At 60.7% G+C, this 26,884-nt stretch carries 24 protein-coding genes and 1 other RNA gene; 15 read left to right on the top strand and 10 right to left on the bottom strand.

The genetic code is table 11. The features are described from left to right. The first annotated feature begins 394 nt into the window (after positions 1-394). The 4 genes from ACIROY_RS15155 to groL all read left to right on the top strand — a co-directional run bounded on the left by ACIROY_RS15155 (position 395) and on the right by groL (position 4,517). On the top strand, positions 395-1,003 hold the full coding sequence (locus tag ACIROY_RS15155) for a heme-binding protein (protein WP_402279545.1): 609 nt from the start codon (positions 395-397) through the stop codon (positions 1,001-1,003). Between the two features lie 117 nt (positions 1,004-1,120). Continuing rightward, positions 1,121-1,576, top strand: coding sequence for a DUF4437 domain-containing protein (locus ACIROY_RS15150; protein WP_402342237.1), 456 nt, complete (start codon positions 1,121-1,123; stop codon positions 1,574-1,576). A gap of 880 nt (positions 1,577-2,456) precedes the next feature. Continuing rightward, complete coding sequence (gene groES / locus ACIROY_RS15145; protein WP_007882171.1) at positions 2,457-2,747, top strand: co-chaperone GroES; 291 nt, start codon at positions 2,457-2,459, stop codon at positions 2,745-2,747. Between the two features lie 117 nt (positions 2,748-2,864). Further along, positions 2,865-4,517: a chaperonin GroEL gene (groL, locus tag ACIROY_RS15140; protein WP_402279550.1), complete on the top strand. Its 1,653-nt coding sequence runs from the start codon at positions 2,865-2,867 to the stop codon at positions 4,515-4,517. A 151-nt stretch (positions 4,518-4,668) separates the two neighbouring features. On the opposite strand, the gene ACIROY_RS15135 is transcribed toward groL, so the two are convergent. Next, positions 4,669-5,238, bottom strand: coding sequence for a methylated-DNA--[protein]-cysteine S-methyltransferase (locus tag ACIROY_RS15135; protein ID WP_402279552.1), 570 nt, complete (start codon positions 5,236-5,238; stop codon positions 4,669-4,671). Between the two features lie 307 nt (positions 5,239-5,545). Here ACIROY_RS15135 and ACIROY_RS15130 point away from each other — a divergent pair, with 307 nt between their 5' ends. The 4 genes from ACIROY_RS15130 (at position 5,546) to ACIROY_RS15115 (ending at position 9,526) form a co-directional block, all read left to right on the top strand. Next, positions 5,546-6,595, top strand: a complete 1,050-nt coding sequence (locus ACIROY_RS15130; protein WP_402279554.1) for a methionine ABC transporter ATP-binding protein — start codon at positions 5,546-5,548, stop codon at positions 6,593-6,595. Beyond that, entirely contained in the window at positions 6,585-7,238 is a 654-nt protein-coding gene (locus ACIROY_RS15125) for a methionine ABC transporter permease (RefSeq protein WP_016835964.1), read from the top strand. Before ACIROY_RS15130 ends, ACIROY_RS15125 begins: the two co-directional genes overlap by 11 nt. Positions 7,239-7,303: 65 nt before the next feature. Then, positions 7,304-8,104, top strand: coding sequence for a MetQ/NlpA family ABC transporter substrate-binding protein (locus tag ACIROY_RS15120; RefSeq protein WP_402342234.1), 801 nt, complete (start codon positions 7,304-7,306; stop codon positions 8,102-8,104). 222 nt (positions 8,105-8,326) lie between these two features. Next, a complete protein-coding gene (locus ACIROY_RS15115) occupies positions 8,327-9,526 on the top strand; it encodes a branched-chain amino acid ABC transporter substrate-binding protein (RefSeq protein ID WP_402342232.1) in 1,200 nt (399 codons plus the stop codon). A gap of 106 nt (positions 9,527-9,632) precedes the next feature. Here the strand turns inward: ACIROY_RS15115 and ylqF are convergent, their stop codons facing one another. Beyond that, positions 9,633-10,586, bottom strand: a complete 954-nt coding sequence (gene ylqF / locus ACIROY_RS15110; RefSeq protein ID WP_402279565.1) for a ribosome biogenesis GTPase YlqF — start codon at positions 10,584-10,586, stop codon at positions 9,633-9,635. 83 nt (positions 10,587-10,669) lie between these two features. After that, positions 10,670-12,034, bottom strand: a complete 1,365-nt coding sequence (locus tag ACIROY_RS15105) for an MFS transporter (RefSeq protein WP_402279618.1) — start codon at positions 12,032-12,034, stop codon at positions 10,670-10,672. A gap of 249 nt (positions 12,035-12,283) precedes the next feature. Between ACIROY_RS15105 and ACIROY_RS15100 the strand changes: the two genes are divergently transcribed. Further along, positions 12,284-13,159 (top strand): LysR family transcriptional regulator, encoded by an 876-nt coding sequence (locus tag ACIROY_RS15100; RefSeq protein ID WP_402279568.1) that lies wholly within the window; start codon positions 12,284-12,286, stop codon positions 13,157-13,159. Between the two features lie 16 nt (positions 13,160-13,175). Here ACIROY_RS15100 and ACIROY_RS15095 read toward each other — a convergent pair whose 3' ends face one another. Continuing rightward, on the bottom strand, positions 13,176-14,123 hold the full coding sequence (locus tag ACIROY_RS15095) for a histone deacetylase family protein (RefSeq protein ID WP_402342230.1): 948 nt from the start codon (positions 14,121-14,123) through the stop codon (positions 13,176-13,178). Positions 14,124-14,301: 178 nt separating this feature from the next. On the opposite strand from ACIROY_RS15095, the gene mltB reads away from it, so the two are divergent. Genes mltB through ACIROY_RS15080 form a run of 3 tightly spaced genes read left to right on the top strand, consistent with a single transcriptional unit; the run spans position 14,302 to position 18,828 of the window. Next, positions 14,302-15,438 (top strand): lytic murein transglycosylase B, encoded by a 1,137-nt coding sequence (gene mltB / locus ACIROY_RS15090; protein WP_402342228.1) that lies wholly within the window; start codon positions 14,302-14,304, stop codon positions 15,436-15,438. A gap of 49 nt (positions 15,439-15,487) precedes the next feature. Then, positions 15,488-17,641: a TonB-dependent siderophore receptor gene (locus tag ACIROY_RS15085; RefSeq protein ID WP_402342226.1), complete on the top strand. Its 2,154-nt coding sequence runs from the start codon at positions 15,488-15,490 to the stop codon at positions 17,639-17,641. A gap of 26 nt (positions 17,642-17,667) precedes the next feature. Next, positions 17,668-18,828: a phosphotransferase enzyme family protein gene (locus ACIROY_RS15080; protein WP_402342225.1), complete on the top strand. Its 1,161-nt coding sequence runs from the start codon at positions 17,668-17,670 to the stop codon at positions 18,826-18,828. 14 nt (positions 18,829-18,842) lie between these two features. Here ACIROY_RS15080 and ACIROY_RS15075 read toward each other — a convergent pair whose 3' ends face one another. Continuing rightward, positions 18,843-19,391, bottom strand: a complete 549-nt coding sequence (locus ACIROY_RS15075) for a YaeQ family protein (protein WP_402279580.1) — start codon at positions 19,389-19,391, stop codon at positions 18,843-18,845. Positions 19,392-19,518: 127 nt separating this feature from the next. Between ACIROY_RS15075 and ACIROY_RS15070 the strand changes: the two genes are divergently transcribed. Then, the gene (locus tag ACIROY_RS15070) at positions 19,519-20,100 is read left to right on the top strand and encodes a DUF1415 domain-containing protein (protein ID WP_402279582.1); all 582 of its coding nucleotides are present in this window, start codon (positions 19,519-19,521) and stop codon (positions 20,098-20,100) included. 321 nt (positions 20,101-20,421) lie between these two features. Then, entirely contained in the window at positions 20,422-20,754 is a 333-nt protein-coding gene (locus ACIROY_RS15065) for a hypothetical protein (protein ID WP_116435310.1), read from the top strand. Positions 20,755-20,837: 83 nt separating this feature from the next. Here ACIROY_RS15065 and cysM read toward each other — a convergent pair whose 3' ends face one another. Further along, positions 20,838-21,740 (bottom strand): cysteine synthase CysM, encoded by a 903-nt coding sequence (gene cysM / locus ACIROY_RS15060; RefSeq protein WP_402279584.1) that lies wholly within the window; start codon positions 21,738-21,740, stop codon positions 20,838-20,840. Between the two features lie 110 nt (positions 21,741-21,850). After that, a non-coding RNA gene (locus ACIROY_RS15055) (sX9 sRNA) lies at positions 21,851-21,925 on the bottom strand. A gap of 143 nt (positions 21,926-22,068) precedes the next feature. On the opposite strand from ACIROY_RS15055, the gene ACIROY_RS15050 reads away from it, so the two are divergent. Beyond that, a complete protein-coding gene (locus ACIROY_RS15050) occupies positions 22,069-23,730 on the top strand; it encodes an isovaleryl-CoA dehydrogenase (RefSeq protein ID WP_402342223.1) in 1,662 nt (553 codons plus the stop codon). A gap of 1 nt (position 23,731) precedes the next feature. Here the strand turns inward: ACIROY_RS15050 and ACIROY_RS15045 are convergent, their stop codons facing one another. The 3 genes from ACIROY_RS15045 to ACIROY_RS15035 are packed head-to-tail and all read right to left on the bottom strand — an operon-like array spanning position 23,732 to position 26,864. Then, on the bottom strand, positions 23,732-25,048 hold the full coding sequence (locus tag ACIROY_RS15045; RefSeq protein WP_402342221.1) for a four-carbon acid sugar kinase family protein: 1,317 nt from the start codon (positions 25,046-25,048) through the stop codon (positions 23,732-23,734). Further along, positions 25,045-26,313, bottom strand: coding sequence for a ribulose-bisphosphate carboxylase large subunit family protein (locus ACIROY_RS15040; RefSeq protein WP_402342219.1), 1,269 nt, complete (start codon positions 26,311-26,313; stop codon positions 25,045-25,047). The genes ACIROY_RS15045 and ACIROY_RS15040 overlap by 4 nt, the downstream gene beginning before the upstream one ends. An 11-nt stretch (positions 26,314-26,324) precedes the next feature. Further along, positions 26,325-26,864, bottom strand: coding sequence for a VOC family protein (locus tag ACIROY_RS15035; protein ID WP_402279595.1), 540 nt, complete (start codon positions 26,862-26,864; stop codon positions 26,325-26,327). Positions 26,865-26,884: the final 20 nt, after the last annotated feature.

Here is a 26,884-nt window from a genome sequence, read left to right as displayed (position 1 = left end):
GAGCCCTAACTCGCTTAGGCACTAGTGCGTTTCCCATGGCGCGCATCAATACCCTATGGAATAGGGTGAAACACGACTATGCCTCCCGGATTTTCCATTACGGATGCGGGCGCATGCGCAGCCTTCCTTGATGCAATCAGGTGCCGCCAGTCCAAGAAAGAACGACGAGCTGCGCCCCTTTCAGATCCCCGCAATTTAATCATTTTCTGAGGAAATGATTCTCACATTTGCATGATTCTGTTTTAAATCGATTCAGAGCATGATTCATTTCAGGCAAAGCGACCAAGCGAAACAAGACGACCGATCAGCTTAGGCGATCAGGAAGAAGCGTTGTTGGTGTTTCGTGTATCGACTCTTTTGCCGCTCAAATCAACCCATGCGAGATAACTGAAATATGAAAATCATAAACAAAACTGCACGCGGCACCGGCGGCAAATCGGGCAACCGATTTGACACTGCCAGCCTGCAAGAAAAACTTGGCGTAGGGGTCGCATCGTTGACCGTTATGGTGGGACTTATCGCCCTGATCTCTCAGGCACCGGCTCAGGCACAGGTATCGGTCAGCGGCAAGACGCTGCCGTTGAGCACGGCAATTATTGCAGCGCAAACGGCGGTGGACACATGCAAGGCAAATGGCTACGACGTGACTGCGACGGTTGTCGATGTATCGGGAACGCCGCAAGTTGTTCTGCGCGGCGACCATGCGGTGATTCACACCAAGGACAGCAGCTTCCGCAAGGCCTACACGGTCGTGACGATGGGGCCGATCTTCCATGTCGATACGACCAGCGGCTATATCGGTGTTCTGTCGAAGTATCCACCTCTGCTGGCTCAGTCGCTGGCAAGCACACCCAATGTCACGGCGTTGCCTGGCGGAGTGGCATTCAAGGTGGGAGAAGAAACCATTGCCGGACTCGGTGTCGGTGGCTCGCCTGGTGGTGACAAAGACGAAGTCTGCGCCCAGGCAGGTGTGGCCAAAGTGGCCGGGCTTCTGAATAAGTAACGCGGAGTGAACTGATGGATGGGTAGGTATTTACCCTCATCAATCACGACGCCGATTGGCAATCATGATCCGTGACTGTCACGATCATTCAACATCATCTTTATATCAAACACTATCATGAACATGAAAAAAGTAATCATTGCAATGGGGCTGGCTTTCGGTGTTTCCATCGTCGCAAGCGCTGCGGACAAGAAGCCTGCGCACGAAGGCCCGTCGGTGAGCGTTCCCGCCGGCGACATCAAGTTTGTAGATACCGGCGTGAAGTCGGATGGCAAGGAGCTCAAGGCGGGTCCGGCCTATGGGAATTTGGCAAACGGACGTCACGGTACTTTCGTTCGCGCACCGGCCGGCTTCAAGAGCGCTGCGCATACACACACCGAGGACTACTATGCCGTGGTGCTGAAGGGTGTCGGCGCCAACTATCAGGCCGGTGGGAAAGCAGTTCCGCTTCCGGTAGGTTCCTACTGGTTTCAACGCGGTGAAGAGTCGCATGTGACGGAGTGCATCTCGGACACCGACTGCTTGTTCTTCCTCGTGCAACCGGGCAAATTTGACTATGTGTTGAGCAAATAGTCAACGACGCACAATTGGGCGACCACATGTCGTCACCGACCTCACAAGCGAATTCCCGGCAGATTATTTTTTTGGGAATTTTGCCTTGTGAGTATTCCTTTGCCTGTAGAATTTTTCTTTCCGACTCGTCCACTTTCCATTGCCGGGCGAATGCCGCAACGCGATTGCATGTGTTTTTTTGATTTTCTCGCGAAATTGCCCCCTCCCCAACTGATCCACCTCCCAGCGTCTGACGAAGGCTTCGCCCCGATCGTACGCCCCTCTGAATCCAAGGATCGCAGCGCCAAGTGGAGCTGCTATAAGGTACCGCACTGCTTGCGTGATGAACTACGCTGAGAGTTTTAGTGCGTATTTCTCTATAGAGCCCCCGGGACGCCTATCTGCATAGGCCGGCTCACTGGCTTCAGCGCGAATGCCGCCTGACGGTGCTGCGTGAGATCCCTGAACCCCGATGATCTCTCGCAATGAGACCCGGTCACGAATGTGCCAGAGTCGAATAATGCCTGGTAAGGCCACCTCGATCACTCCGATCTTCTGCTGACGGTCATCAGCAGAATTGTGTTCTAAACGTGGGGCAATTCTCGGTGCAAATCAACCTTCTGGAAACAGGGCTATTGAGACGAGAAATTCAGAGTTAAGTGGCAAAAGTTCAGACTTAAATGAATTCCGACAGTCGTCTGGACGTATATAAATCATCCCTGCCCTTGAAAAACCCCCTTCCCACCCCTATACTTAGCACTCGTTAGGGGAGAGTGCTAACAACTCCTCCTGGCCTACCCACTTTTCCGATGTGGCACGGATTTCTTGCTGCAGGGCTTAAGTACACTTTGCAGCCGATGCCGCAATTTATTTATAACTTATTGAATTTTAAGGAGTTTTCATGAGCCTTCGTCCTTTGCACGATCGCGTTATCGTCAAGCGTCTCGACCAAGAAACCAAGACCGCATCCGGTATCGTGCTGCCTGACGCAGCAACTGAAAAGCCGGATCAAGGCGAAATCCTGGCAGTCGGCAACGGCAAGATCCTGGATGACGGCAAGGTCCGTCCGCTGGCAGTCAAGGTCGGCGACCGCGTTCTGTTCGGTAAGTACTCCGGCCAAGCCGTGAAGATCGACGGCCAGGAACTGCTGGTCATGCGTGAAGAAGACCTGTTCGCCGTCGTCGAAAAATAATCGACGTGCCCTGCCGCGGCGCGACGTAAATCGTCCTGCGCCGGCAGCGAACAAGTCTGATCGATGCTGATCAAGCTGATTCAATTGCAATAACAAACGAATTTTGGAGAATCCAACATGGCAGCAAAACAAGTAATTTTCGGCGATGACGCACGTGCAAAAATCGTCAATGGCGTCAACATCCTGGCTAACGCAGTCAAGGTAACCTTGGGTCCCAAGGGCCGTAACGTGGTTCTGGAGCGCAGCTTCGGCGCCCCAACCGTCACCAAGGACGGCGTGTCGGTTGCGAAAGAAATCGAACTGAAAGACAAGCTGGAAAACATGGGCGCGCAACTGGTTAAGGAAGTTGCCTCCAAGACTTCCGACAACGCAGGCGACGGTACTACTACCGCTACCGTGCTGGCTCAAGCGATCGTTCGCGAAGGCTTCAAGTACGTTGCAGCCGGTTTCAACCCAACCGACCTGAAGCGCGGCATCGACAAGGCTGTCACCGCCATCGTCGCTGAAGTCAAGCTGCTGGCAAAGCCAACAACGACAAGCAAGGAAATCGCACAAGTCGGCTCGATCTCGGCTAACTCGGATTCCGATATCGGCGACATCATTGCCAAGGCAATGGACAAAGTCGGCAAAGAAGGCGTCATCACCGTGGAAGACGGCAAGTCGCTGGAAAACGAACTGGACATCGTCGAAGGTATGCAATTCGACCGCGGCTACCTGTCGCCTTACTTCATCAACAACCAAGAAAAGCAAGTTGTTGCTCTGGAAAACCCATTCGTCCTGCTGTTCGACAAGAAGGTTTCGAACATCCGTGACCTGCTGCCGATCCTGGAACAAGTCGCCAAGGCCGGCCGTCCACTGCTGATCATCGCTGAAGATGTCGAAGGCGAAGCACTGGCAACGCTGGTTGTGAACAACATCCGCGGCATCCTGAAGACTGCAGCGGTCAAGGCTCCTGGCTTCGGCGACCGTCGCAAGGCAATGCTGGAAGACATCGCTATCCTGACCGGCGGCCAAGTGATCGCCGAAGAAGTCGGCCTGACCCTGGAAAAAGCCACTCTGGCTGAACTGGGCCAAGCCAAGCGTATCGAAATCGGCAAGGAAAACACCACCATCATCGACGGCAACGGCGAAGCCATCGCTATCGAAGCACGCGTCAAGCAAATCCGCGCGCAAATCGAAGAAGCGACTTCCGACTACGATCGCGAAAAGCTGCAAGAACGCGTTGCCAAGCTGGCAGGCGGCGTTGCTCTGATCAAGGTTGGCGCAGCCACCGAAGTCGAAATGAAGGAAAAGAAAGCACGCGTTGAAGATGCTCTGCACGCAACCCGCGCTGCTGTTGAAGAAGGCGTTGTGCCAGGCGGCGGCGTTGCACTGCTGCGCGCTCGCGCCAACGTCAAGAACCTGAAGGGCGACAATCCTGACCAGGAAGCCGGCATCAAGATCGTTCTGCGCGCTGTCGAAGAGCCACTGCGCCAGATCGTGTTCAACGCAGGCGACGAACCTTCGGTCGTGATCAACGCTGTCCTGGCAGGCACTGGCAACTACGGTTACAACGCTGCCAACGGCACCTACGGCGACCTGGTTGAACTGGGCGTTCTGGATCCAGCCAAGGTTACCCGTTCGGCACTGCAAAACGCCGCTTCGGTCGCCGGCCTGATCCTGACAACCGACGCACTGGTTGCAGAACTGCCGGAAGACAAGTCGGCTGGCGGTATGCCAGGCGGCATGGGTGGTATGGGCGGCATGGGCGGTATGGACGGCATGATGTAATTCGGCTGCGCCTGCATTCTCCGGAATGCGGGCGCACCGGAAAGCACGCTTTCCACGCAGCTGTACGCAACATGCAGCAAAAGAAAAGGCCTCGAGCGATCGAGGCCTTTTTTATTGTGCGCAGAGTTTGCGTCGCTGGACGATCATCAGATCAATCGGCGAACAGCAAACCCTGGTTCGGATCGGGCAGCTTGCTGCGGCGCTTTTGCGGGACCGCGGTGCCGGGCTTGTTGTGCAAGGCATGCGCGCCCTCCAGCGTGAGCAGCAGCTCCTTGGCCTTGAGTCCGCCGGCGAAGCCGGTCAGCTCGCCCGAGGCGCCGATCACGCGATGACAGGGGGCGATGATGGAGATGGGATTCTTGCCGTTGGCCGCGCCGACTGCGCGCACCGCCTTGATGTCGCCCAACTGCACCGCAATTTCGCTGTAGCTGCGGGTCTCGCCGAAGGGGATGGTCAGCAGCGCCGCCCACACCCGCTTCTGGAAATCGGTGCCGGTGAAATCGAGCTCGACTTCAAACTGTTTGCGCTTGCCGGCGAAGTACTCGTTGAGCTGGCGTTCGGTCTCGCGCAAGACCGGGCTGTCCGGGTCCGGGCTCATCTCGCCCAGCCGTACCCGCGTGGGCTTGTCGTTTTCCCACAGGATCGCCGCCAGTCGCTCGCCACGGCCGACCAGGGTCAGCTCGCCGACAGGCGATTTCATGGTTGTATAGACATATGCCATCGATGGTTTCCTTCCGGGTCGGGACGGCTATCTTAGTCGCATTGGCGCAAACATGCAGGCGGGTCTTGGTAAATGATCAAAATTGAAATTGCAGGCATGAGCCGATCCGCTTTCTTCTTTGCAATTCGCGCCAAAAAGCGCTTGGTTATGCCTTTTTCTCATTAGGGAATATGCAAAATGTAGTTCCGCCTGCAACGAAATCCTCATAAAATCACGGCTCTATATAAAAATATCGGCAGCAGGCTGGTTATTTAGCCGCCCTGCTGCCTTTTTCATGAAGCAACAATTCAGCAACATCGAAAGCAATATGATCGAAATACAGGGGGTCACCCAACGCTTCCCCAACGGCGGCGGCACGGTCGATGCGGTACGCAACGTCGACCTGTCCATCCGCAAGGGCGAAGTCTTCGGCATCATCGGCCGCAGCGGCGCCGGCAAGAGCACGCTGGTGCGCACCATCAACCTGCTCAATCGTCCGACCGAGGGCAAGATCATCCTCGACGGCAAGGACATGACCACGCTGTCGGCCGACGACCTGCGCGATGCGCGTCGCCACATCGGCATGATTTTCCAGCACTTCAACCTGCTGTCGTCGCGCACGGTGTACAACAACATCGCGCTGCCGCTGGAACTGGCCGGCCTGTCCAAGGCAGAGATCGCCAAGAAAGTTGAGCCGCTGCTGGAACTGGTCGGCCTGACCGCCCTGAAGGATCGCTATCCGGCGCAAATTTCCGGCGGTCAGAAACAGCGCGTCGGCATCGCCCGCGCGCTCGCCAACGATCCCAAGGTGTTGCTGTCGGACGAAGCAACCTCGGCGCTCGATCCGGAAACCACGCGCTCGATTCTCGAGCTGCTGCGCAAGATCAACAAGGAACTGGGCCTGACCATCGTCCTCATCACTCACCAGATGGAAGTCATCAAGGTGATCTGCGATCGCGTCGCCGTGATGGAAGCCGGCGAAGTCATCGAACAGGGTGAAGTGCTGGACGTGTTCCGCGAACCGAAACATGAAGTCACGCGCGCCCTGATCGGCGACGTCATCGCCCACGAACTGCCCAAGGGCGTGCTGGAGCGCCTGCGCGCGCGCCTGGCCAATACCGAGGCCGGCGCGGGTACCGACCATCTGTTCCGTTTCGCCTTCACCGGCTCGGGCGTGGACCAGCCGCATCTGTCGGAAGCGGTGCGCCGTTTCAACCTGGACTTCAATATCCTGCACGGCCAGATCGACGAGATCCAGGGCCAGGCCTTCGGTTCGCTGGCGATCCTCGCCAACGGCACCGCCGAGAACATTACCAATGCAATGGATTACCTGCGTGCGCAAGGCGTCGTGGTAGAGGAGCTGAACCATGTCATCTGAACTGATTGATCTTTTTATCAGCTCGTTCGGCGAAACGCTGATGATGGTCGGCATCTCCGGCCTGCTCGGCGCCGTCTTCGGCGTGCCGCTGGGCATCGCGCTGCATCTGACCGAACGCAAAGGCATCCTGCCCAACGTCGCCTTCAACCGCATCGCCGGCCTGCTGGTCAACGCCGTGCGCTCGACGCCGTTCATCATTCTGCTGGTGGCCGTGATTCCGTTCACGCGCTTCTTCGTCGGCACCTCGATCGGCACTGCTGCCGCAATCGTGCCGCTGACCATCGCGTCGGCGCCGTTCATCGCGCGCCTGGTCGAGACCGCCTTGCGCGAAGTCGACCACGGCCTGGTCGAAGCCGCGCAAGCGATGGGCGCGACCACGTGGCAAATCATTTACAAGGTATTGGTGCCTGAAGCGTTTGCTGGTATCGTCGCGGGTCTTACGATCACCTTCGTCAGCCTGGTCGGTTATTCCGCCATGGCCGGTGCGATCGGCGGCGGCGGCCTGGGCGACCTCGGCATCCGCTACGGCTACCAGCGCTTCCTGCCGGAAGTGATGCTGGCGGTGGTGCTGATCCTGATCGTATTTGTGCAATTGGTGCAAACACTGGGCGATGTCCTGGTACGTCGTCTGAGCCATCGTTAAGAACAGGTCCAGGCGTAAAAAATAATGCAGCTATCCGCTGCTGCTATCGAAGAGAGAGGGAAACAATGAATCGTCGTCAATTAATCCAATTTTTCGCAGGTCTGGGCGTGGTTGCCGGCCTGGTGTCCGCACCGGTCCTGGCGCAAGACAAGCCGATCAAGATCGGCGCCACCGGCGGCCCGCACGCTGAAATCCTGGAACAGGTAAAGAAGCTGGCCGAGAAAGACGGCCTGAAGCTGCAGATCGTTGAGTTCAGCGACTACATCCAGCCGAACGCGGCGCTGGCTGCCGGCGACCTCGACGCCAACAGCTATCAGCACCAACCGTACCTGGACGCGCAAGTCAAGGACCGCGGCTACAAGCTGGTCAGCGTCGGTACCACCATCACCTTCCCGATGGGCGTGTACTCGAAGAAGATCAAGTCGCTCAACGACCTGAAGAACGGCGCTCGCGTCGGCATCCCTAACGACCCTACCAACGGCGGCCGCGCGCTGCTGTTGCTGCAAGCGCAAGGCGTGCTCAAGCTGAAACCTGATGCGGGCCTGAAGGCAACACCGCTGGACATCGTCGACAATCCGAAGAAGGTCAAGATCATCGAACTGGATGCAGCCCAACTGCCGCGTTCGCTGGATGATTTCGATGCCGCCGCCATCAACGGCAACTTTGCTGAATCCGCCGGCTTGTCGCCAACCAAGGACGGCATCGCCATCGAAGCCGCCAAGGGCCCTTACGTCAACGTCATCGCCGTGCGCGTCGAAGACAAGGACAAGCCTTGGGTTGCCAAGCTGGTCAAGGCTTACCACAGCCCGGAAATCAAGAAATTCGTGATCGAGAAGTACAAGAACTCGGTCGTGACTTCCTGGTAATCCAGCTGTAGTCCGTCACCGGCAAGCAGTACCGCCGCAAAAAGGCTTTCTTCGGAAAGCCTTTTTTTACGCCTGCTGGTTTCCGAAAAGAAAAACAAACACCGAAAAACCCTTTTCTTGCTCGCAAGACAATTATCAAAAAGGAAATATATTGATCCGTGCATCAGCCTTGCGCACGGGAGCCGCCCGATGACGGCGAGGCTGTTTCAGGAAGGAACATCCATGAAAAAGCTCCGCCGCCTTTTTCTAGCCGTCCTCATCCATTCCGCTTTCTCCGGCAGCCCTGCGCTCGCCGCTTCGGCCGCAGACAATACACAAACCGTCCTGATCGGATTTGCCGGCCCGCTTGCCTGGCCTCTGGCGCAGAGCGGCCAATACGGAGTCCAGCTGGCGATCGATGAAGCCAACCGCGCCGGCTACTCCATGAATGGCAAGAAAATAGTCTTCAAGCTGCTTGCCATGGACGACAAAGCCGACGTCGCCGTCGCCGGGTTCGTCGCCAAATCGATGGTCACCGCCGGTGTTGCCGGGGTGATCGGTCACTGGTTATCGGCGCCGACCATCGTTGCGGCGCCCATCTATGCCGCAGCCGGCGTACCGCAGATCAGTGCCTCTGCGGCTGCGCCGGAATTTACCCAACAGGGCTATGCGACCAGCTTTCGCGCGGTCGGCAGCAGTGAAGATGTCGCCATCGCCATTGCCGAGTTTGCGACTCAGGAACTGAAGTCAAAACGCATCGCGATCATCGACGACACCACCGCTTTCGGCGCGCGCATGGCAGAGCTGTTTGCCGAACAATTTCGTTCGCCCAACCAGGTTGTTGTCCGCAGCACCGTGAGCAACAAGACTTCCGATTTCAACGCCGTATTGACCCAATTTACAGCCGGTGAAGTCGATCTGATCTTCTTCGGCGGCTACCTTCGGCGTTCGGAGGATCTGGTGCGTGCCCGGCAGCGGCTGCGCGTCTCCGCAAAATTGTTCCTGACCGGCAGCGTAGTGAATCCGATTTTCCTGAGCATGATCCAGGGTGCGGGCGATGGCCTGTTTGCCTCGGCTCCCGGCAAGCACTACGAGGAACACCCGCAATTCAAGGCGTTGGAGAAAAACTTCCACGCGAAATTTCGAACCGGTATCAGCGTCTACACGGTCTCGTCCTACGATGCCTGCAACACATTGATTGCGGCGATCAAGAAGGCCAATTCTCTGGAACCGCACAGGATCGTGGAGGAACTCCACAAAATTCGCCACAAAGGCTTGCTTGGCACGGTCGCGTTCGATGCCAACGGCAATTTGCAAAATCCCGCGTTTACCGTCTATCGCATTCAAGATCAGCGCTGGGTGCCGGTCAAAACCTACGACGTCAGGAGAAAATCCTGCGCTCCCGATATCGGCACCGGAACGGCTGCCTGCGACAGGAACTGAGGTCCACCGTCCGGCGTGAACCTCGAACCTCAGTGAAAACTTGCAACCATGCACGCAATAAAAAAACCGCCGGAGCGGTTTTCCTGACCTGCGAAATCGGCTCGCTCTATTCGGGGCGACCGCGATTCTTTTCCGCTTCCTCGGCCGCGATGGCTGCGAGTTCTGCGGCTTCTTCCGCCGCCGCAATGGCCAGCTCGGCCTGGTAATTGGCCAGCAACTCTGCACGCGTAGCAGGCGTCTCCAGCGTGATTTGTCCGAGCGCACCGGTGCGATAGTCCTGCAGGAAGGTGTGCGCGGCCTTCTCGAAGTCGAAGTCGCCACCCTTGAGGCGGAAGCCGCGTTTGATGGCAACGCCTTCCACTACCGCCACGCCGTCCATGCCTTCGGTCTTGAAGCCGTAACGCGCCGCCAGCAGGTGCGGGTAGCGCTTGAGCAGTTCATCGGCAAGGAAGGTCGCGACTTCTTCCTCGATCAGCGCGTTGCTGCCGATGGCGTGGCTGGCGGCCAGCATCAGGCCATCGCTGGGGTGCTGGATCTTTGGCCACAGCATGCCGGGCGTATCGATCAGCACCATGTTGTTGCCAAGGTAAAGACGCTGCTGCGTCTTGGTCACGGCCGGCTCGTCGCCGACGGCGGCCACGCGCTTCTTGAGCAGCGCATTCATCAGCGTCGACTTGCCGACGTTGGGTATGCCCATGATCATCATGCGCAGCGGCTTCAGGGGCGTGCCGCGATGCGGCGCCAGCGCCAGCGCCAGCTTCGGCACCTTGGCGACGTCGCTGGGCTTCTTGCAGCTGAGCGCAACGGCGTTGACGTTCTTCTGGCTGTTGTAGTGTGCGATCCAGGCCTGTGTCACGCCCGGATCGGCGAGGTCGCTCTTGTTGAGGATCTTCAGGCAGGGCCGCTGGCGAAACAGGCGGATCTGCTCGATCATGGGATTGCAGCTGGCCTGCGGCAGGCGGGCATCCACCACCTCGATGACCAGGTCGACCTTTTCCATCGCTTCCGCCGCCTTCTTGCGGGCGGCGTTCATGTGACCTGGGAACCATTGAATAGACATGCGGAATTCTTCTTTTTGCAAAATAAGCCGCTATTTTACGGCCTGCGGCCCGTTTGCTTCCAAAAAGAAGGCACGAATGCCGCTTATTCCCCGGCCGGAGCGACAGCGGCCGTGCTTGCCGCCGAGCGTGCATTGACGTAACGCAACACCAACACCAGCGCCAGTGCATAGACCAGCGCCACCACGCCGTAGGCCAGCACGATGCGCGTGATCCAGCTGCTGAAGCTGTGCAGGATCGCGCCCATCAGCGCCACGCCCACCAGCGCGCCGATCTGGCGATTGGCGTTGAGCGCCGCAGCGGCGCTGTTGGCGTGGCCCTTGCCGGCCACCTGCATCACGGCGGTGGTCATGGCCGGGATGGCGGTGCTGATGCCGAGGTTGGCAAGCGCGCCGGCGACGGCCAGCATCCAGTAAGGCGTCTCCGGCGTCAGCCAGATCTGCAGTGCCGAAAACACCGCGCCGACCGTCAGGCCGAGACGCAACGGCAGACGCGGTCCGAAACGCGCCGTCATGCGGCCGGAGTTCAGGTTGCCGATGAAGATCACCGCCATCATTGGCAGCATCTGCAAACCGGTCTGCAGCGCATCGGCGCCGCGCGCCTGCTGCAGGAACAGCGCCAGGAAAAAGAACTGCCCGTAGACGCCGAAGTTGATCAGGAAGCCGATGCCGTTGGCGGCCGCGAACTGCGGCGTGGCAAACAGCGCACGCGGCAATAGCGGCGCCGAACCGCTGCGCTCGCGCTGCACCAGCGTACCGAACGCCAGCACGGCAACGACCACGGCGCTCACGATCGGCAGCGAGGTCCAGCCGTAGACCGGTCCCTCGATCAGCACGAAACTCAAGGCGGCCAGCATCAGCACGCCGAGGAAATGGCTGGTGATGGTCAATGCGCGCATGTGCCGCTCCACCGACGGAATCATCTTGACCGCCATGTACAGGCCGATCAGGCCGACCGGTACGTTGATCAGGAACACGCTGCGCCAGCCGAACGAATGGATCAGGATGCCGCCCACCAGCGGGCCCACCGCCGCCGCGCCGCCGACCGTGGCCGACCAGACGCCCAGCATGCGGGCGCGCACGCGGTCGTCTTCATAGACATGGGTCAGCAGGCTCAGCGAACTCGGCATGAAGAACGCCGCCCCCAGCCCTTGCAAGAGGCGTGCGGCAACCAGCATGCCGCCGTTGGGCGCCGCGCCGCACAGCAGCGAAGCGACCACGAACAGCACCAGGCCGAGCAGGTAGATATTCTTGGCGCCGTAGCGATCGGCCAGCGCACCGCCGACCAGCAGCATGGCGGCGAAGCTCAGCGTATAGCCGTCAACGATCCAGACCAGCATGCTGAGCGGCGTGGCCAGGCTTTTTTCAATCGACGACAGGCCGACGTTGACCACAGTGACGTCGAGCATCGCCATGACGAAGCCGATGGCAAGCGTCACCAGCGGCAGCATGCCAGTGCGCGCCTGGACCTCGGCCTTGCGCGGCGGTGTGGGGATGGCGCCGGCGGGAGCGGGACATTGTGTAGACATGATTTCTTTCTGTAGGATTGCCGCCCGACAATTCCGGCACGAGGCCAACGGGAATACGAGCAAGGATGCCATTCTAGGCTTCTTGCGCAATGCAATAAATAAGCATAATCTCGTCACTCCGATGCAAATTTGCATCAGCAGTCTATTCACTTATCTTGCAGGGAAGCCATCATGGATTGGGACAACGCCCGTATTTTCCTGGCCATACAGCGCGCCGGCACCTTGCGCGGCGCCGCTGAACAACTGCAGATCGACCAGGCCACGGTCGGCCGCCGCCTGAACGCGATGGAGAAATCGCTGGGCGCGCGACTGTTTCTGCGCACGCCGGCCGGCTATGTGGCGACGCCCGCAGGCGACCTGGCCGTGGCCGCGGTTGAAAAAATGGAAACCGCCGCCGACCAGCTGCAGCGCCAGATGCAAGGCATCGACGAGCGCCTGTGCGGTGTCGTGCGCATCGCCGCCACCGACACCATGGCCAAGCACGTACTGATGCCGGCCATGCAGCAGCTGGCGGCCGATCATCCCGCGATTCGCGTGGTGCTGACGACGTCAACGCAAGTCTCCAACCTGACCCGGCGCGAAGCCGACCTGGCCGTACGCAGCCTGCGTCCGACCAGTCCCGATCTGATTTCGCGCCACCTGAAGCGGCTGGCGCTCGGCCTGTACGCGTCCAAAAACTACGTCAAAAAGCACGGCCTGCCGCAACCGGGCACCGCGCTGGCGGGACATGACGTGGTGATTTACCAGCGCGCGATCTATGCGTCGCAGATCGACGCCATCTGCGGTGAATCGACCACCAATGCGCGCGTGGCGATGGAAGTGAGTTCGGGATTGATGCTGATGGAAGCAGTGGTAGCGGGACTGGGCATCGGCGAGTTGCCGACCTACATGGCCGACACGGTGCCGCAACTGGTGCGGCTCTGGCCCGAGCGCGCCGAACCTTATGACATGTGGCTGGTGCTGCACAGCGACCTCAACCGCACCGCCCGCGTGCGCGCCGTGGCCGACGCCATCGTTGCGGCTTACGACCGGCTGGAAGCGCCCTAGCCTGATCTAGTCAAACTTAATCAAGATCAGCCAGCACCTTGAGATGGGCCACCACGCTGCGGCCCAAGGCCGACAGGTTGTAACCGCCCTCCAGGCAGCTCACGATGCGGCCGCGCGCATGCTGCCGCGCCACGTCCATGATCTGCTTCGTCATCCAGGCGTAGTCGGCTTCCACCAGCGCCATCTGCCCCATGTCGTCTTCACGATGGGCGTCGAAACCGGCCGAGATGAAGATCATCTGCGGCTGATGCGCGTGCAATGCCGGCAGCCACTTGTCGGTCACCAGCTGGCGCACCACGTTGCCCGCCGTATACGCCGGCAGCGGCTCGTTGAGGATGTGCGGCTCGGCCGGATCGGCGCCGCTGAAGGGATAGAACGGATGCTGGAAGAAACTCACCATCAGCACGCGCGGATCATGTTTGAATGCCGCTTCGGTGCCGTTGCCGTGATGCACGTCGAAGTCGACGATGGCCACGCGCTCCAGGCCGTGGACGTCCATGGCGTGGCGCGCCGCGATGGCAACGTTGTTGAACAGGCAAAAGCCCATCGGCGTGGTTGGCGTGGCGTGGTGACCCGGCGGACGCACCGAGCAGAAGGCGTTTTCCAGCTCGCCGGCGATCACCGCATCGGTCGCGGCGACGGCGGCGCCGGCCGCGCGCAAGGCGGCGTTCCAGCTGTACCGGTTGATCGATGTGTCACCGTCCAGCGGATAGTGGGCGACGTTGTCCTGCGCCAGAGCAAGTGCCTCGGCATTGTCACGGATCAGCGCCACCGCATTGGCGGTGTGCACGCGCTCGATGTCGGCGACTTCGGCCAGCGGCGCATCGCGGCGTTCCAGGAACTGGTCGATGCGGCTGGTGATCAGCTGATCCTCGATGGCCTGCAGGCGCAACGGCGTCTCCGGATGCCAGTCGCCCATCTCGTGGCGCTGGCAGTCTGCATGCGTATAAAAAGCGGTCGTCATTGTTATCTTTGCTTTGCTCTCCCGATGCGGGAGCGTCTCGTGGCATTTTTGCTAGTGTACATCCAAGCGGTTCAGGCGGAGCGGGCGGCCGTCGGCGCGCCCAGCCGATCATGTATACTGGCCGACTTGTCTGTCAGCCACCTTACTGAGTTAATTTACGCGCAGCGCTGCGCCCTCCATGTCAATGAAACCCTGCCTTCGTTTGCCTCACCTGCTCGGCCTGTCCGTTCTTTCCCTCGCTTGTTTGCTCCCTGCAGCGGTTCATGCGGAATCGACGACCCACAAGAGCAAAACCGACAAGAGCAAAAGCAGCAGCACGAAAGCCAAGCCGAAAAAGAAAGCCGCCCCGGCTGACGACGGCGAGTTCGCCAATTTCAGCCAGTGGAAGGAAGTCAACGACTTCATCGACGAAATGGTCGCGCGCAACGGCTTCGACAAGGCCGCGCTGCAAGCGCTCTTCAACAAGGCGCGCTACATCGATACCGCGATCCAGCTGATCAAGCCGGCGCCGAGCGGCAAGCCGAAGAACTGGCAAGCCTACCGCGCGCGCTTCGTCGAACCCAAGCGCATCAACGCCGGCGTCGACTTCTGGAACGAGCATGAACTGGCGCTGTCGCGCGCCGAAGCGCAATACGGCGTGCCGGCCGAAATCATCGTCGGCATCATCGGCGTGGAAACCGTCTACGGCCGCAACACCGGCAATTTCCGCGTGCTCGACGCCGTCACCACGCTGGCCTTCGACTACCCCAAGACCGCCAACCGCGACGCCCGCATGGCGTTCTTCCGCGGCGAGCTGGAAAGCACGCTGCTGTTCGCGCGCGAATCCAACATCGATCCGTTCTCGCTGCTGGGTTCCTACGCCGGCGCCATCGGCTGGCCGCAATTCATGCCGAGCAGCATCCGCCAGTACGCGGTTGATTTCGACGGCAACGGCAAGATCGACCTGCGCAATTCGCCGGTCGACGCCATCGGCAGCGTCGCCAACTTCCTCAAGATCCACGGTTGGCAGCGCGGTGAACCGACCGTGTTCACCACTACCGTCACCGACCCCGGCAAGATCGACAACCTGATCAACCAGGGCCTGGAAGCCAAGTTCAGCGCCGACGAGTTGCGCGCCGCCGGCGTGGTTCCCGGTACCGAATTGCCGGCCGGCCTGCGCTTCGGCCTGGTCGACCTGCAGAACGGCGATGCGCCGACCGACCACTGGCTGGCGACCAACAATTTCTTTGCCATCACGCAGTACAACCGCAGCTATTTCTACGCCATGTCGGTGATCGACCTGGCCCGCGCCGTGCGCACCGCGCGCGCGCAGTAAGCCGCCAGCCGTCCGCCTGCGCCACACTCTGAAACCGACAGCAAGACCGATGAAACGCTTCTCTCCCCTCGCCATTTCCCTGACGCTGGCCAGCGTCGCACCTGCCGCCTTCGCTGAAGAAAGCAATGACGCCGGCTCGCTGCCGGCCATTAACGTCAGCGCCGAAGCAGGCCGCGCCGACGTTTATCGCGCACGCTCGTCGGCCATTGCCGGCTTTGGCGAAACGCCGCTGCTGGACACGCCGGCATCGGTGTCGGTGATCACCGAAGCACAACTGAAAGACCAGCAGGCGCGCCTGCTCAGCGACGTCATCAAGAACGACGCCAGCGTCGGTGAAAACTATGCGCCGGTTGGTTACTACGAGAACATCAGCGTGCGCGGATTTCCGCTGGATCTGGCGAGTGGTTATCGCATCAACGGCCTGTCAGTGGTCGGCGAACAGAACATCGCGCTGGAGAACAAGGAACAGGTCGAGATCATCAAGGGCCTGTCCGGCCTGCAAGGTGGTGTCGTCAACGCCGGCGGCTTGGTTAACTATGTGACCAAGCGTCCGGCCGACGTGCGCTCGGTCATGTTCGGCACCGACTCCAACGGTTCACGCTATCTCTCGACCGATCTGGGCGTGCTGTTCGGCGATCGCAAACAGTTCGGCCTGCGCGTCAATGCCGCGCACGAAGACATCAATTCCTACGTCGACTACAGCAACGGCTACCGCGACTTCGCCTCGCTGGCGGCGTCATGGGACATCAGTTCGAAAGCACGCCTCGCGTTCAACATCGAATACCAGAAGAAGGCGCAGAAATCAGTCGCCGGCTATCAGCTGCTGGGCGGCACCACGGTGCCGTCCGGCGTCTCGCCGAAGACGATGCTGTCACCACAGTCGTGGGTGCAACCGGTGCGCATCGATTCGCTCAACTTCAATACCCGCTTCGATCTGGAATTCAACGACAATTGGCGCGGCTACATCACAGCCGGCCGTAGCCGCGCGGTGATCGACGACTATCTGTCCTTCCCTTACGGCAGCAATAGCGCCACCGTGTTCTCGCCGACCTTCGCCGCCAACGGCGACTACGACGTATACGACTATCGCAGCCCGGACGACACCCGCCGCAACGACGAAGCGCAAGCGGTGGTGCAAGGCAAGTTCAACATGGGCGCCATCGAGCATGACCTGACGCTGGGCGTAACCATGTCGCGCCGCGTGGTCGACAAGTCGGACGGCATTTCGAACGTAGTCGGCACCGGCAACATCTACAGCCCGGTCGCTGCACCGCTGGCGCCGTCGGGCGCCGACATCCCGGCCTCGTACCGCAACCTCGACAGCCGCCAGCAGGCAATCTTGTTCACCGACCGCGTGCAGTTCGGCGAACACTGGGAAGTGCTGGCCGGCGGACGCCAGGTCTGGCTGAAGGAAAAAACGTATAACCTGGCCGGCGCCACCACGCGCGATACTGACCGCAACCAATTCCTGCCGCAACTTGCGCTGATCTATAAACCGCAAGCCAACATGTCGCTGTACGGCAGCTACGCCGAAACGCTGAGCATGGGCACGGCGGCGGCGTTCTGGCAGACCAATTTCCCAACCATCCTGCCGCCTTCGGTGGCGCGTCAGCTGGAAACCGGCATCAAGTACGACTGGACCAAGGACCTGAGTTTCACCGCCGCGATCTTCCGCATGAAGAAGGCCTACGAGTATCCGCAGCCGGACGGCGCGGGCGGCTTCAAGTATGTCCAACAGGGCAAGCAAACCCATACCGGGCTCGAACTCGGGGCTTCCGGCAACGTGACGAAGCAACTGCGCCTGGCCGCCAGCCTGGCCTTCATCCAGGCGCGCGCCGACGGCACCGGCACGCCGGCTTACGACGACAAGCAAGCCATCAACGTGCCGCGCGTGCGCAGCGCGCTGTATGCCGACTACGCGCTGGCCGCCTTGCCCGGCCTGAACCTGCAAGGCAGCTGGCTGTACAGCGGCAGCAAGAGCGCCACGCGCGACGGCAGCGCCTCCGTACCGTCGTATCACATCTTCAACACCGGCCTGCGCTATCAGACCAGGATGGCCGGCCATCCGACCACCGTGCGCCTGACTGTCGACAATGTGTTCGACAAGCGCTACTGGAAAGACACCGGCGAGTCGCTCGGCGACAGCTACCTGCACCTCGGCGCTCCCCGTCTGGCGCGCCTGTCGGTGCAGTACGACTTCTAAATCAGCGCCCCGCAACCGCCGCCCGCATGGAAGCCGCCTCCCACCATCTGACCCGCGTACTGAGCCATGGCATGAATGCCGACGCCGTGATATCGGACTGGCCGGCGCTGACCTCGGCCGAAGTAGCGCGCGTGCTGCTGCACTATCCGCAAGCCGGTGCGCCGAAGCGGCTGGTATGGCACAGCCCGCGACCGTTCTCGGCGGGTTGCGTGATGACGACCTCGACCATGGACGTGTTCGTCAAGCGTCACCATGTGTCGGTGCGCGACGTCGCCGGCCTGAGCGAAGAACACGGTTTCATCAATCACCTGCGCAGCCGCGGCATCGCCGTCAGTGAAGTGCTGACCACCATCGACGGCGCCACCGCCTTCACCGACGATCACTGGACCTATGAGGTGCATGGCGTCGCCTCCGGCGTCGACCTGTATCGCGACGCGGTGTCATGGACGCCGTTCAGCAGCAGCGTGCATGCGCATGAAGCCGGCAAGGCCTTGGCGCGCTTGCATCTGGCCGCGCAGGATTACACCGCGCCGGCGCGCAAGGCGCAGACGCTGGTGTCGAGTTTCACGATTTTTTCTCAGCCAGATCCGCTGCCGGCGCTGCAACGCTACATCGAGCGCTATCCGGCGATTGCCGACTATCTGAAGGAACGCGACTGGCGCGGCGAAGCGGCCACCACGCTGTTACCTTTCCACGCGCGGCTGCGGCCCTATCTGGATGAATTGACGCCGCTGTGGACCCACAACGACTGGCACGCGTCCAACTTGCTGTGGACAGATCGCAGCGCGGCGGCAGGCGTCGAGACCATCCTCGATTTCGGCCTTAGCGACCGAACTTGTGCGCTGCACGACCTGGCTACCGCGATCGAGCGCAACGTCATCGAATGGCTTGCGATCCAGGAAGGCAAGACCGACGCCGTCCATCCCAACCTGCTCGATGCGCTGCTCGAAGGCTACCATCTGGTGCGGCCGCTGACCTCGCGCCAGTGGCTGGCGCTGGCGGCCTTGTTGCCGCTGGTCCATGCGGAGTTCGCGTTGGCCGAGCTGGCGTACTTCCACGGCATTACGCGTTCGGCCAATAATGCGGCGCTGGCCTACGACGCTTACTATCTTGGCCACGCCGCGTGGTTCAACACCACTGCCGGCTGCGCGCTGCTGGCGCGCATAGCCGCGCGCGCAGCAGTCTGACGCTAAAAATCAATCTAAAAAGCCGCCTCGGCCTTGATGACCTGCGGGTCGATCTGCACCATCTCTTCATTGTTGCCCAGCCAGATCTGGCCGTCCTGGATCGTGCATTGCAGCTGCATATTGCGCTGGGCGAGCTTTTCCAGGGCCTGGCTGGTTTCGGCGGCGATGTTGATGACGGTGAGATTCTTGGCGCGTTCGACGCGGTTGCCGATCTGGTTCCACCAGATGCTGCTGACGCTGCTGTAGCTGTAGACGATCACATGCGCGGAACGGCCGCAGGCCTTGAGGATGCGCTTGTCGTCGGGCTGGCCGACTTCGATCCACAGGTCGATGGCGCCGGTCAGGTCTTTGGCAACGACGTCCGGGTCCTCGACATCCGACAGCCCCTTGCCAAAGGTCAACGCTTCACTGGCGTTGAGCGCGAAGGCCAGCACGCGGATCATCATGCGCTCATCGGTTTCCGATGGATGGCGCGCGATGGTCAGGGAATGATTCTGGTAATAGTGCCGATCCATGTCGGAAATCTGCAGATCGGCTTTAAAAATGGTTGCTTTGAGCGCCATGACGGTCTTCTTTTTGGTGCGGTGTTGGGTTGAATGCCTGCGAAGGATGTGAAGCATAGCCGATTTCAGGGGCTTTTCTACGCTTTCCCGCAAGATTGGAAAACCGTGCCCATGAGACAATTCCGCCATGGACAACGCCACTTTCCCCGCTGACGACACCGTCATTGCCCTGACCCGTGCCTGGGTCGCCGAAGCCGTGATCGGCCTGAACCTCTGCCCCTTCGCCAAATCGGTCTACATCAAGGAGCAGATCCGCTATGTGGTCAGCCACGCCGAGGATGAAGCCGGCCTGGCGCAGCAGTTGCTGGATGAATTGCAACATCTGCAAGCTGCCGATCCGGAATTGCTCGACACCACCTTGCTGATCCATCCGCGCGTGTTGCAGGACTTCTACGACTACAACAACTTCCTCGACGTCGCCGACCAGGTGCTGGAAGACGCCGGGCTGGACGGCGTCATCCAGATCGCCAGTTTCCATCCGCAGTATCAGTTTGCGGACGCCCTGCCCGACGATGTCGACAACTACACCAACCGCTCGCCGTTTCCGGTTTTGCATCTGTTGCGGGAAAGCAGCATCGACCGGGCGGTCGCCGCCTTCCCCGAAGCGAGCGCCATTTTCGAGCGAAACATCGCAACCATGCGGGATCTTGGCGTAAATGGCTGGAATCGACTGGCTTTTGTCGTGTCAAAGAAACAACACCAATTATAGAAAAATTCCTGTTAATATCTGTTACAAATTCGAGGTGATTTCTCGCAACTATTTTGTAATAGACTTTTCTGAACGAATGTACTGTGCGTCAACATTGGCGTTTTGATAGTACAGACGTTGGGAGCATGGAAACGAATAGTGAAGGCTGGCAAGTCAGACCGACTGATCCCGATGGCCTTGGTTCGAGTTGTGTTGTTGCAGTGGGAAAAGAATGGCACCTCTGATGGAAACTAGTGAACCACGTTTTGCAGTTTTACCAAGAACTAATGCACTTGCACAAACAAGGCCTTTATAAACATCTGCATAATGGAACGTCCGATCATGACTACACCTAATGGCATCAACGATACTTCCCTTTCGGATCAAGTCAACTACGATCCCAACCACCTGCTGGATGCGCTGATTGAGAAATTGCATCTGAAGAACGACGCCGCCTTGTCGCGTGCGTTGGAAGTGGCTCCACCAGTCATCAGCAAGATCCGTCACCGTCGTCTGCCGGTGGGCGCGTCGCTGCTGATCCGCATGCACGAAGTCAGCGAACTGTCGATCCGCGAATTGCGCGAATTGATGGGCGATCGTCGCGAAAAATTCCGCATCAGCGACAAGCAATTCAAGCCGAAGCCAGGCTCGCCGGCAACACCAGGCGTGGAATAAAAAAACGGAGCGTAAGCTCCGTTTTTTATTGGCGCCCGGGAAAGCATTCCGGCGCCGGGCCACCGGCCCACGTGATACGCGAATTATGCAGGGAATACGCCGGTAGACAGATACCGGTCGCCGCGATCGCAGACCACGAACACGATCGTCGCATTCTCGACCTGCTGCGATATGCGCAGCGCCACTTCGCAAGCGCCTGCTGCGGAAATGCCGCAGAACAGACCTTCCACCATCGCCAGTTTGCGCGCCATGTTTTCGGCGGCGGCCTGGCTCACGTATTCGAGCTGGTCGACACGCGGCTTTTCATAGATCTTCGGCAGGTAGGCTTCCGGCCATTTGCGGATGCCCGGAATCGACGAACCTTCTTCCGGCTGGGCGCCGATGATCTGGATCTCCGGGTTCTGTTCCTTCAGGTAACGCGACACGCCCATGATGGTGCCGGTGGTGCCCATGGCGCTGACGAAATGGGTAATGCGGCCTTCGGTGTCGCGCCACAGTTCGGGACCGGTGGTTTCGTAGTGCGCCTGCGGATTGTCGCCATTGGCGAACTGGTCGAGGATCAGGCCCTGGCCTTCCTTCTGCATCTGTTCGGCGAGGTCGCGCGCGTATTCCATGCCGCCGCTCTTGGGCGTGAGGACGATCTTGGCGCCGTAGGCGGCCATGCTCTGGCGGCGTTCTTCGCTGAGATTTTCAGGCATCAGCAAGACCATTTTGTAGCCGCGCAGCGCCGCCACCATGGCCAGCGCAATGCCGGTGTTGCCGCTGGTGGCTTCGATCAGGGTGTCGCCGGGCTTGATCTGGCCGCGCTCTTCGGCGCGGCGGATCATCGACAGCGCGGCGCGGTCCTTGACCGACCCGGCGGGATTGTTGCCCTCCATCTTGCCGAGGATGATGTTGTTGCGTTGCTTGGCGTCTTCGCCGCCGAGGCGTTGCAATTGAATCAAGGGCGTATTGCCGATGGTGTCTTCGATGGTCAGATAAGGCATGGTCGGAGGAATCCTTTCAGGAGTCTCATTTTAATATGAGTCTTTGTCATGTGCCGGACAGGCCTAGCGACAAGATACTTATATAGTTATAGCAAATACGCCTAAGAATCTGTTTACGATCTGTAGCGAGAGGCCATCAGCCGGCAGCGGCCGGAGCGGAAGAACCGGAATGTACTTGAGTACATGAGGATTCTGAGCACCGCCCGATGCCGGATCATGGCCTCGCAGTAAGATCGCAAACAGGTTCTAACGCAGCTCTTCCGCGCCGGCTATGCCTTACACTGTCCGCGCTCGCCAGTCGTTCTTCCGTCTTCCCCTAGGAGCCGCAATGAAAACGCACGATGTCGCCAACCAGGTCCCGGAACTGCAGGACTTCAATCCGTATGACACCGATATCGCGCTGAGCCAGGGCGTGCAGCGCGGACAGGCCGGCTGGCATGCATCCACGCTGGCCAATTACGGCGCCGAACTGGGCAGCGCCGAGGTGTTGCAGATGGCGGCGCTGGCCAACCGCCACACGCCCGAACTGAATACCCACGATCGCTTCGGCAACCGTATCGACAGCGTCGACTTCCACCCCGCCTGGCACGCCTTGCTGGGCCTGCTGCGGCGCGAAGCCTTGCACGCGCTGCCATGGATGCCGGAATTCGAAGGCAAGCCCGGCGCCCACGTGGCGCGCGCCGCCGGCTATTTCCTGCATGCCCAGATCGAAGCCGGGTCGTTGTGTCCGACCACCATGACCTTTGCCTCGATCCCCGTATTGCGCGGTGAAGAGGCCTTGTACCGGCTGGTGCGCGACAAATTGTTTTCACGCGAACATGATCCGCGCGACCTGCCGCTGGACCAGAAGCGATCAATGCTGATCGGCATGGGCATGACAGAAAAGCAAGGCGGCTCCGACGTGCGCAGCAACACCACTGCGGCGCGTCCGCTCAACGGTAGCGGACGCGGCGCGGCCTACACCCTGACCGGTCACAAATGGTTTTTCTCGGCGCCGATGTGCGATGCCCACATGGTGCTGGCGCGCACCGACAATGGTTTGTCCTGCTTCTTCGTACCGCGCTGGCGGCCTGACGGCCACAAGAACGGCGTGCTGATCCAGCGCCTCAAGGACAAGCTTGGCAACCGCTCCAACTCCAGCAGCGAAGTCGAGTTCGAAGATGCCTATGGCGTCATGGTCGGTGACGAAGGCCGCGGCATCCCGACCATCATCGAGATGGCCAACCACACGCGCCTCGACTGCGTGATCGGCAGCGCCGGCCTGATGCGCCATGCGCTGGTCCAGGCCATCCATCATGCGCGCCACCGCAGCGCCTTCGGCAAGCACCTGGCCGAGCAGCCGCTGATGCGCAATGTACTGGCCGACCTGGCGCTGGAAAGCGAAGCCGCGACCTTGCTGATGCTGCGCCTGGCGCGCGCCTTCGAAGCGCCGGCCGATCCCTTGCAGCGCGCCTGGCGACGCATCGTCACGCCGGCCGCCAAGTTCTGGATCTGCAAGCGTGCACTGGAATTCACCGGCGAGTGCATGGAAGTCTGGGGCGGCAACGGCTATGTGGAAACCGGACCGATGGCCCGCCTGTATCGCGAAGCGCCGGTCAACTCCATCTGGGAAGGGTCGGGCAACGTCATGTGCCTCGACGTGCTGCGCGCGATGGAGCGCGAGCCGGACGCCTGCCTGTTGCTGCTGGACGAATTGCAGCAGGTCGCCGATGGCCACGAAGTCTTGCAGGCGCCGTTGCATTCGCTCAAGCAGATGATGACACTGGCGCCGGAGCAGCGCGAAATGCTGGCGCGCCGGCTGGTGCAGCAACTGGTGCTGACCGTGCAAGGCGCGCTGATGCTGCAGCACGCGCCGCAGACTATGGCAGAAGCCTTCGTCCTCAGCCGCGGCGATGCCGTCAACGGCCGCGTGTACGGCACGCTGCCGGCGGGAACTGCGGATGCCGCGTCCTTGCAGAAAAGCATCCTGGCGCGCGCGTGGCCGCAGTAAGCTAGATACCGTTCGCCAGTCGTTCGAACAAATCCTCGCCGCCCATCTGACCGCCCTTGAGCATCAGTTCAACGCCCTCCTCGCGCGTGCCGTCGGCATGCGCGCGGCACAGCGCGACGCCCGGCGACAACTTGCCGAGATAAGACAGGCCCCAGATGTCGAGCGCCTTCAATGCATGGCTTGAGGTATCGCCGCCGGCCACGCCGATGCGGCGCACCGAGGTCATCGGCAGCAAGCGCTGCAGGAAATCACCGCTCGCCTGCGCCAGCCGCAACGACGCGTGTTCACCGTCGAGGCGCGCGCCGTCGGCGGTGCATGCCAGCACGTGGCTGCCGTTGTTCAGATGCTGTGCAACACGCAACAGCATGTTTTCGACATAAGTCTGGTCGCCTTCGATCAATCGGCGCGCATCCAATGTGATGCGCTCATAAGAGGTCGCTGCCGCCACCTGGCGCGCCGTGACCGGCGACAGGCTGCCGGCCAGCACGAACACCGCGCCTTCCGCGGCGGCAATGCGTGCCGTATCAGTCGACGACTCAGGCAATTCTTTTTGTTCGCGCCAATGAGTGCACAAGGCTTGCACCACGCTGCTGGCGCCGATCGCCAGCAAAGGCTGTGCTTGCGCGCGTCGCCATATCTGCCGGCCGATCAGCGGCAGATGCGCCGCGTCGCCGACGTCGAACAGCACGGCGTCGGGATGCGCTTGCGCAATCCGCTCCACTTCGCCATCCAGTTGCGCCGTATCCTTCGCATAAGCCGGGGCATGGATTGCAGCCACCGTCACGCCTTGCGCCGCCAGATGGACGCGCATGTCGGCTTCATGCATCGGCGTCACCGGATGATTGCGCATGGTCTGGTGGCGATCAATGCGGAACACCTCGCCGCCGCCGTTGACCGCAGCGTACAGGTTGCTGAACACGCAATAACGCTGCAGATTCGGCTGGCCGCCGACGATGGGGACAAAGTCGTTGGCGATGTGTTGCCGCCACACCGACAAGGCCGTGCCGATGTTGCCGACATGCGGCGCGCTGTCGAAGGTTGAACAGATTTTGTAGTGCGTCACTGGCGGCTGCAAACCGGCAAAAAAACGCGCGACCGGTTCCAGTTCTTCGCGCATTTCATCCGGCGCCATCGAACGTGCGGCGCCGGCGATGCCGAGGCAATCGAGTTTGCCGGCCGCCTCCAGCTGACGCCGGTCCGGCACGCGCAGGAACAGCAAACTGCGCAAGCCGGCTTCGGTCGCCGTCGCCAGCGTGTCGGTGGCGCCGGTGAAATCGTCGCCATAGAAGCAGACGCGCGGACGATGCCCTTCGCTCATTTCAGACGCGGCCCGAAGAAGTCCAGCGCGCGTTGCAGCTCCGGCGACTGGCGTGCGCGCTCCTGCAGGCTGACGCCGTCGCGCGCCGCTTCCCACGCCTGGCGCAGGCTGGCGACACCAGCCGAAGCGCCGTCCGGGTGCGCGAGGATGCCGCCGCCCGAGAGGAAGATCACGTCGGTGCTGTTGACCGCGGCAAAGGTGGCCGGCACCGTACCGGCCCATTGTCCCGACGAAAACACCGGCATCACTTCATCGCCCGCCGCCATCGGCGTCAGGCAATCGCGCGCCGACTGCACCACTTCGTCATTGAACTCGGAGAACTTGCCGTCGAGGCCGTGCACGTGCAGATGATCGACGCCGCTCAGGCGCCACAGGCTTTGATACGCAGAGAACGACATGCCCAGCGCCGGCTGGCGCGACATCATGCCGAAGCCGTTGCGATGGCCGTGGATCGCCAGGCCGCTGGTGCGGCGCAGGCTTTGCAGCGCCGAGAAGCCGCACCAGTTGAGGCCGACCATGATGCAGCTGCCGCCTTCGCGCTCGACCAGTTCGGCATGACGGCGCATGGCGTCGAGCTCGTCGGTGATGTTGAACGCCACCATCACGCGGCGGCCGGATTTGTCCTGATACGCGCGCACCCGTTTCATGACTTCGCGCACGCGTTCTTCCAGCGGCGCATGGACCGGGTTGGCGCAGACTTCGTCGTCCTTGATGAAGTCGACGCCGGCTTCGCACAACTGCGTGACGAGCTCGCCGGTCTGGACGGCACTGAGGCCGACGTTGGGCTTGATGATAGTGCCCAGCAGCGGCGCTTGCGGCACTCCCGTCAGCTTGCGCGTGCCGGCGATGCCGTGGCGCGGCATGTCGAACTGGCGGCGGTAATGTTCCGGCAAGGACAGCGACAGCAGTCGCATGCCGGTGACTTCGCCGAGATCGAACAGGTTGCCGGCGACAGTCGCCGCCAGCGTCGGCAAGTTGGCGCCGACGTTGTCGATCGGGAAGGAAATCTTCACTTTCGCCCGACGATAAGGACCCTGCATGTTCTGACGCTGCTGCCAGGCGTTGGGCAGGCTCGGCGTCGCCACGCTGTCGATCTCTTCCACCGACACCACGACGGCGCGCGCGCGTTCGCGCAGCTGTTCGGTCTCGCCCTGCACGCGCACGAAGGTGCCGCAGGATTGTTCGCCCGCCATGACCTCGGCGACCTGCTTGGGATCGAGCGGCGTTTCGATCAGGTAGTCGGCGTAGAAACGATTGTTATCCATCGTTGCCGCCATCACATCTTGCTCAGGTCGGGGAAGGTGCGCACCGGATCGCTGCCGTCCCAGTTTTCCGCCGACTCGCGGATGATGCGGAACACGGTGCCCTTGGGGCCGGCAATTTCCGACAGCTCGATCACGGTGCCGGGATGGAATTCGGTCTCGAAATAGACGAAGCGGCCGCGCTCGCCGACTTCACCGCTCATGCCGACCTTCCAGCCCTTTTCCAGCAGGCGTGCGAGATCGTTGTCGAAGTCTTCGGTCCAGTAAGCCAGATGCTGCAAACCGGTGCGGCCGGCCTTGAGGAAATCCTGATACATCGACGGCGCATCGTTGCGCTGCTGGATCAATTCCACCTGCACGTTGCCGGAGTTGGCCAGCGCCACCGACGAATGGATGTCCTGCAGCTCGCCCTTGTAGCGGTAGTTCTTCAGCGGCACGCGCTCCATGTAGTACCACGGGCCCACGCCCAGCACTTCGCTCCAGTATTTCATCGCGGCCTGTATGTCGTCGACGACGTAGCCCAGTTGTTTGATCTCACCCAGAAAACGGCTCATTGCTCACCTCTTTTTTCGTT

This window comes from Herbaspirillum sp. NPDC101396 (genome assembly GCF_044767365.1).
GTDB lineage: Bacteria > Pseudomonadota > Gammaproteobacteria > Burkholderiales > Burkholderiaceae_D > Herbaspirillum.
The sequence above is the reverse complement of the archived record's forward strand: the minus strand, read 5'-3'. Positions and strand labels throughout refer to the sequence as shown.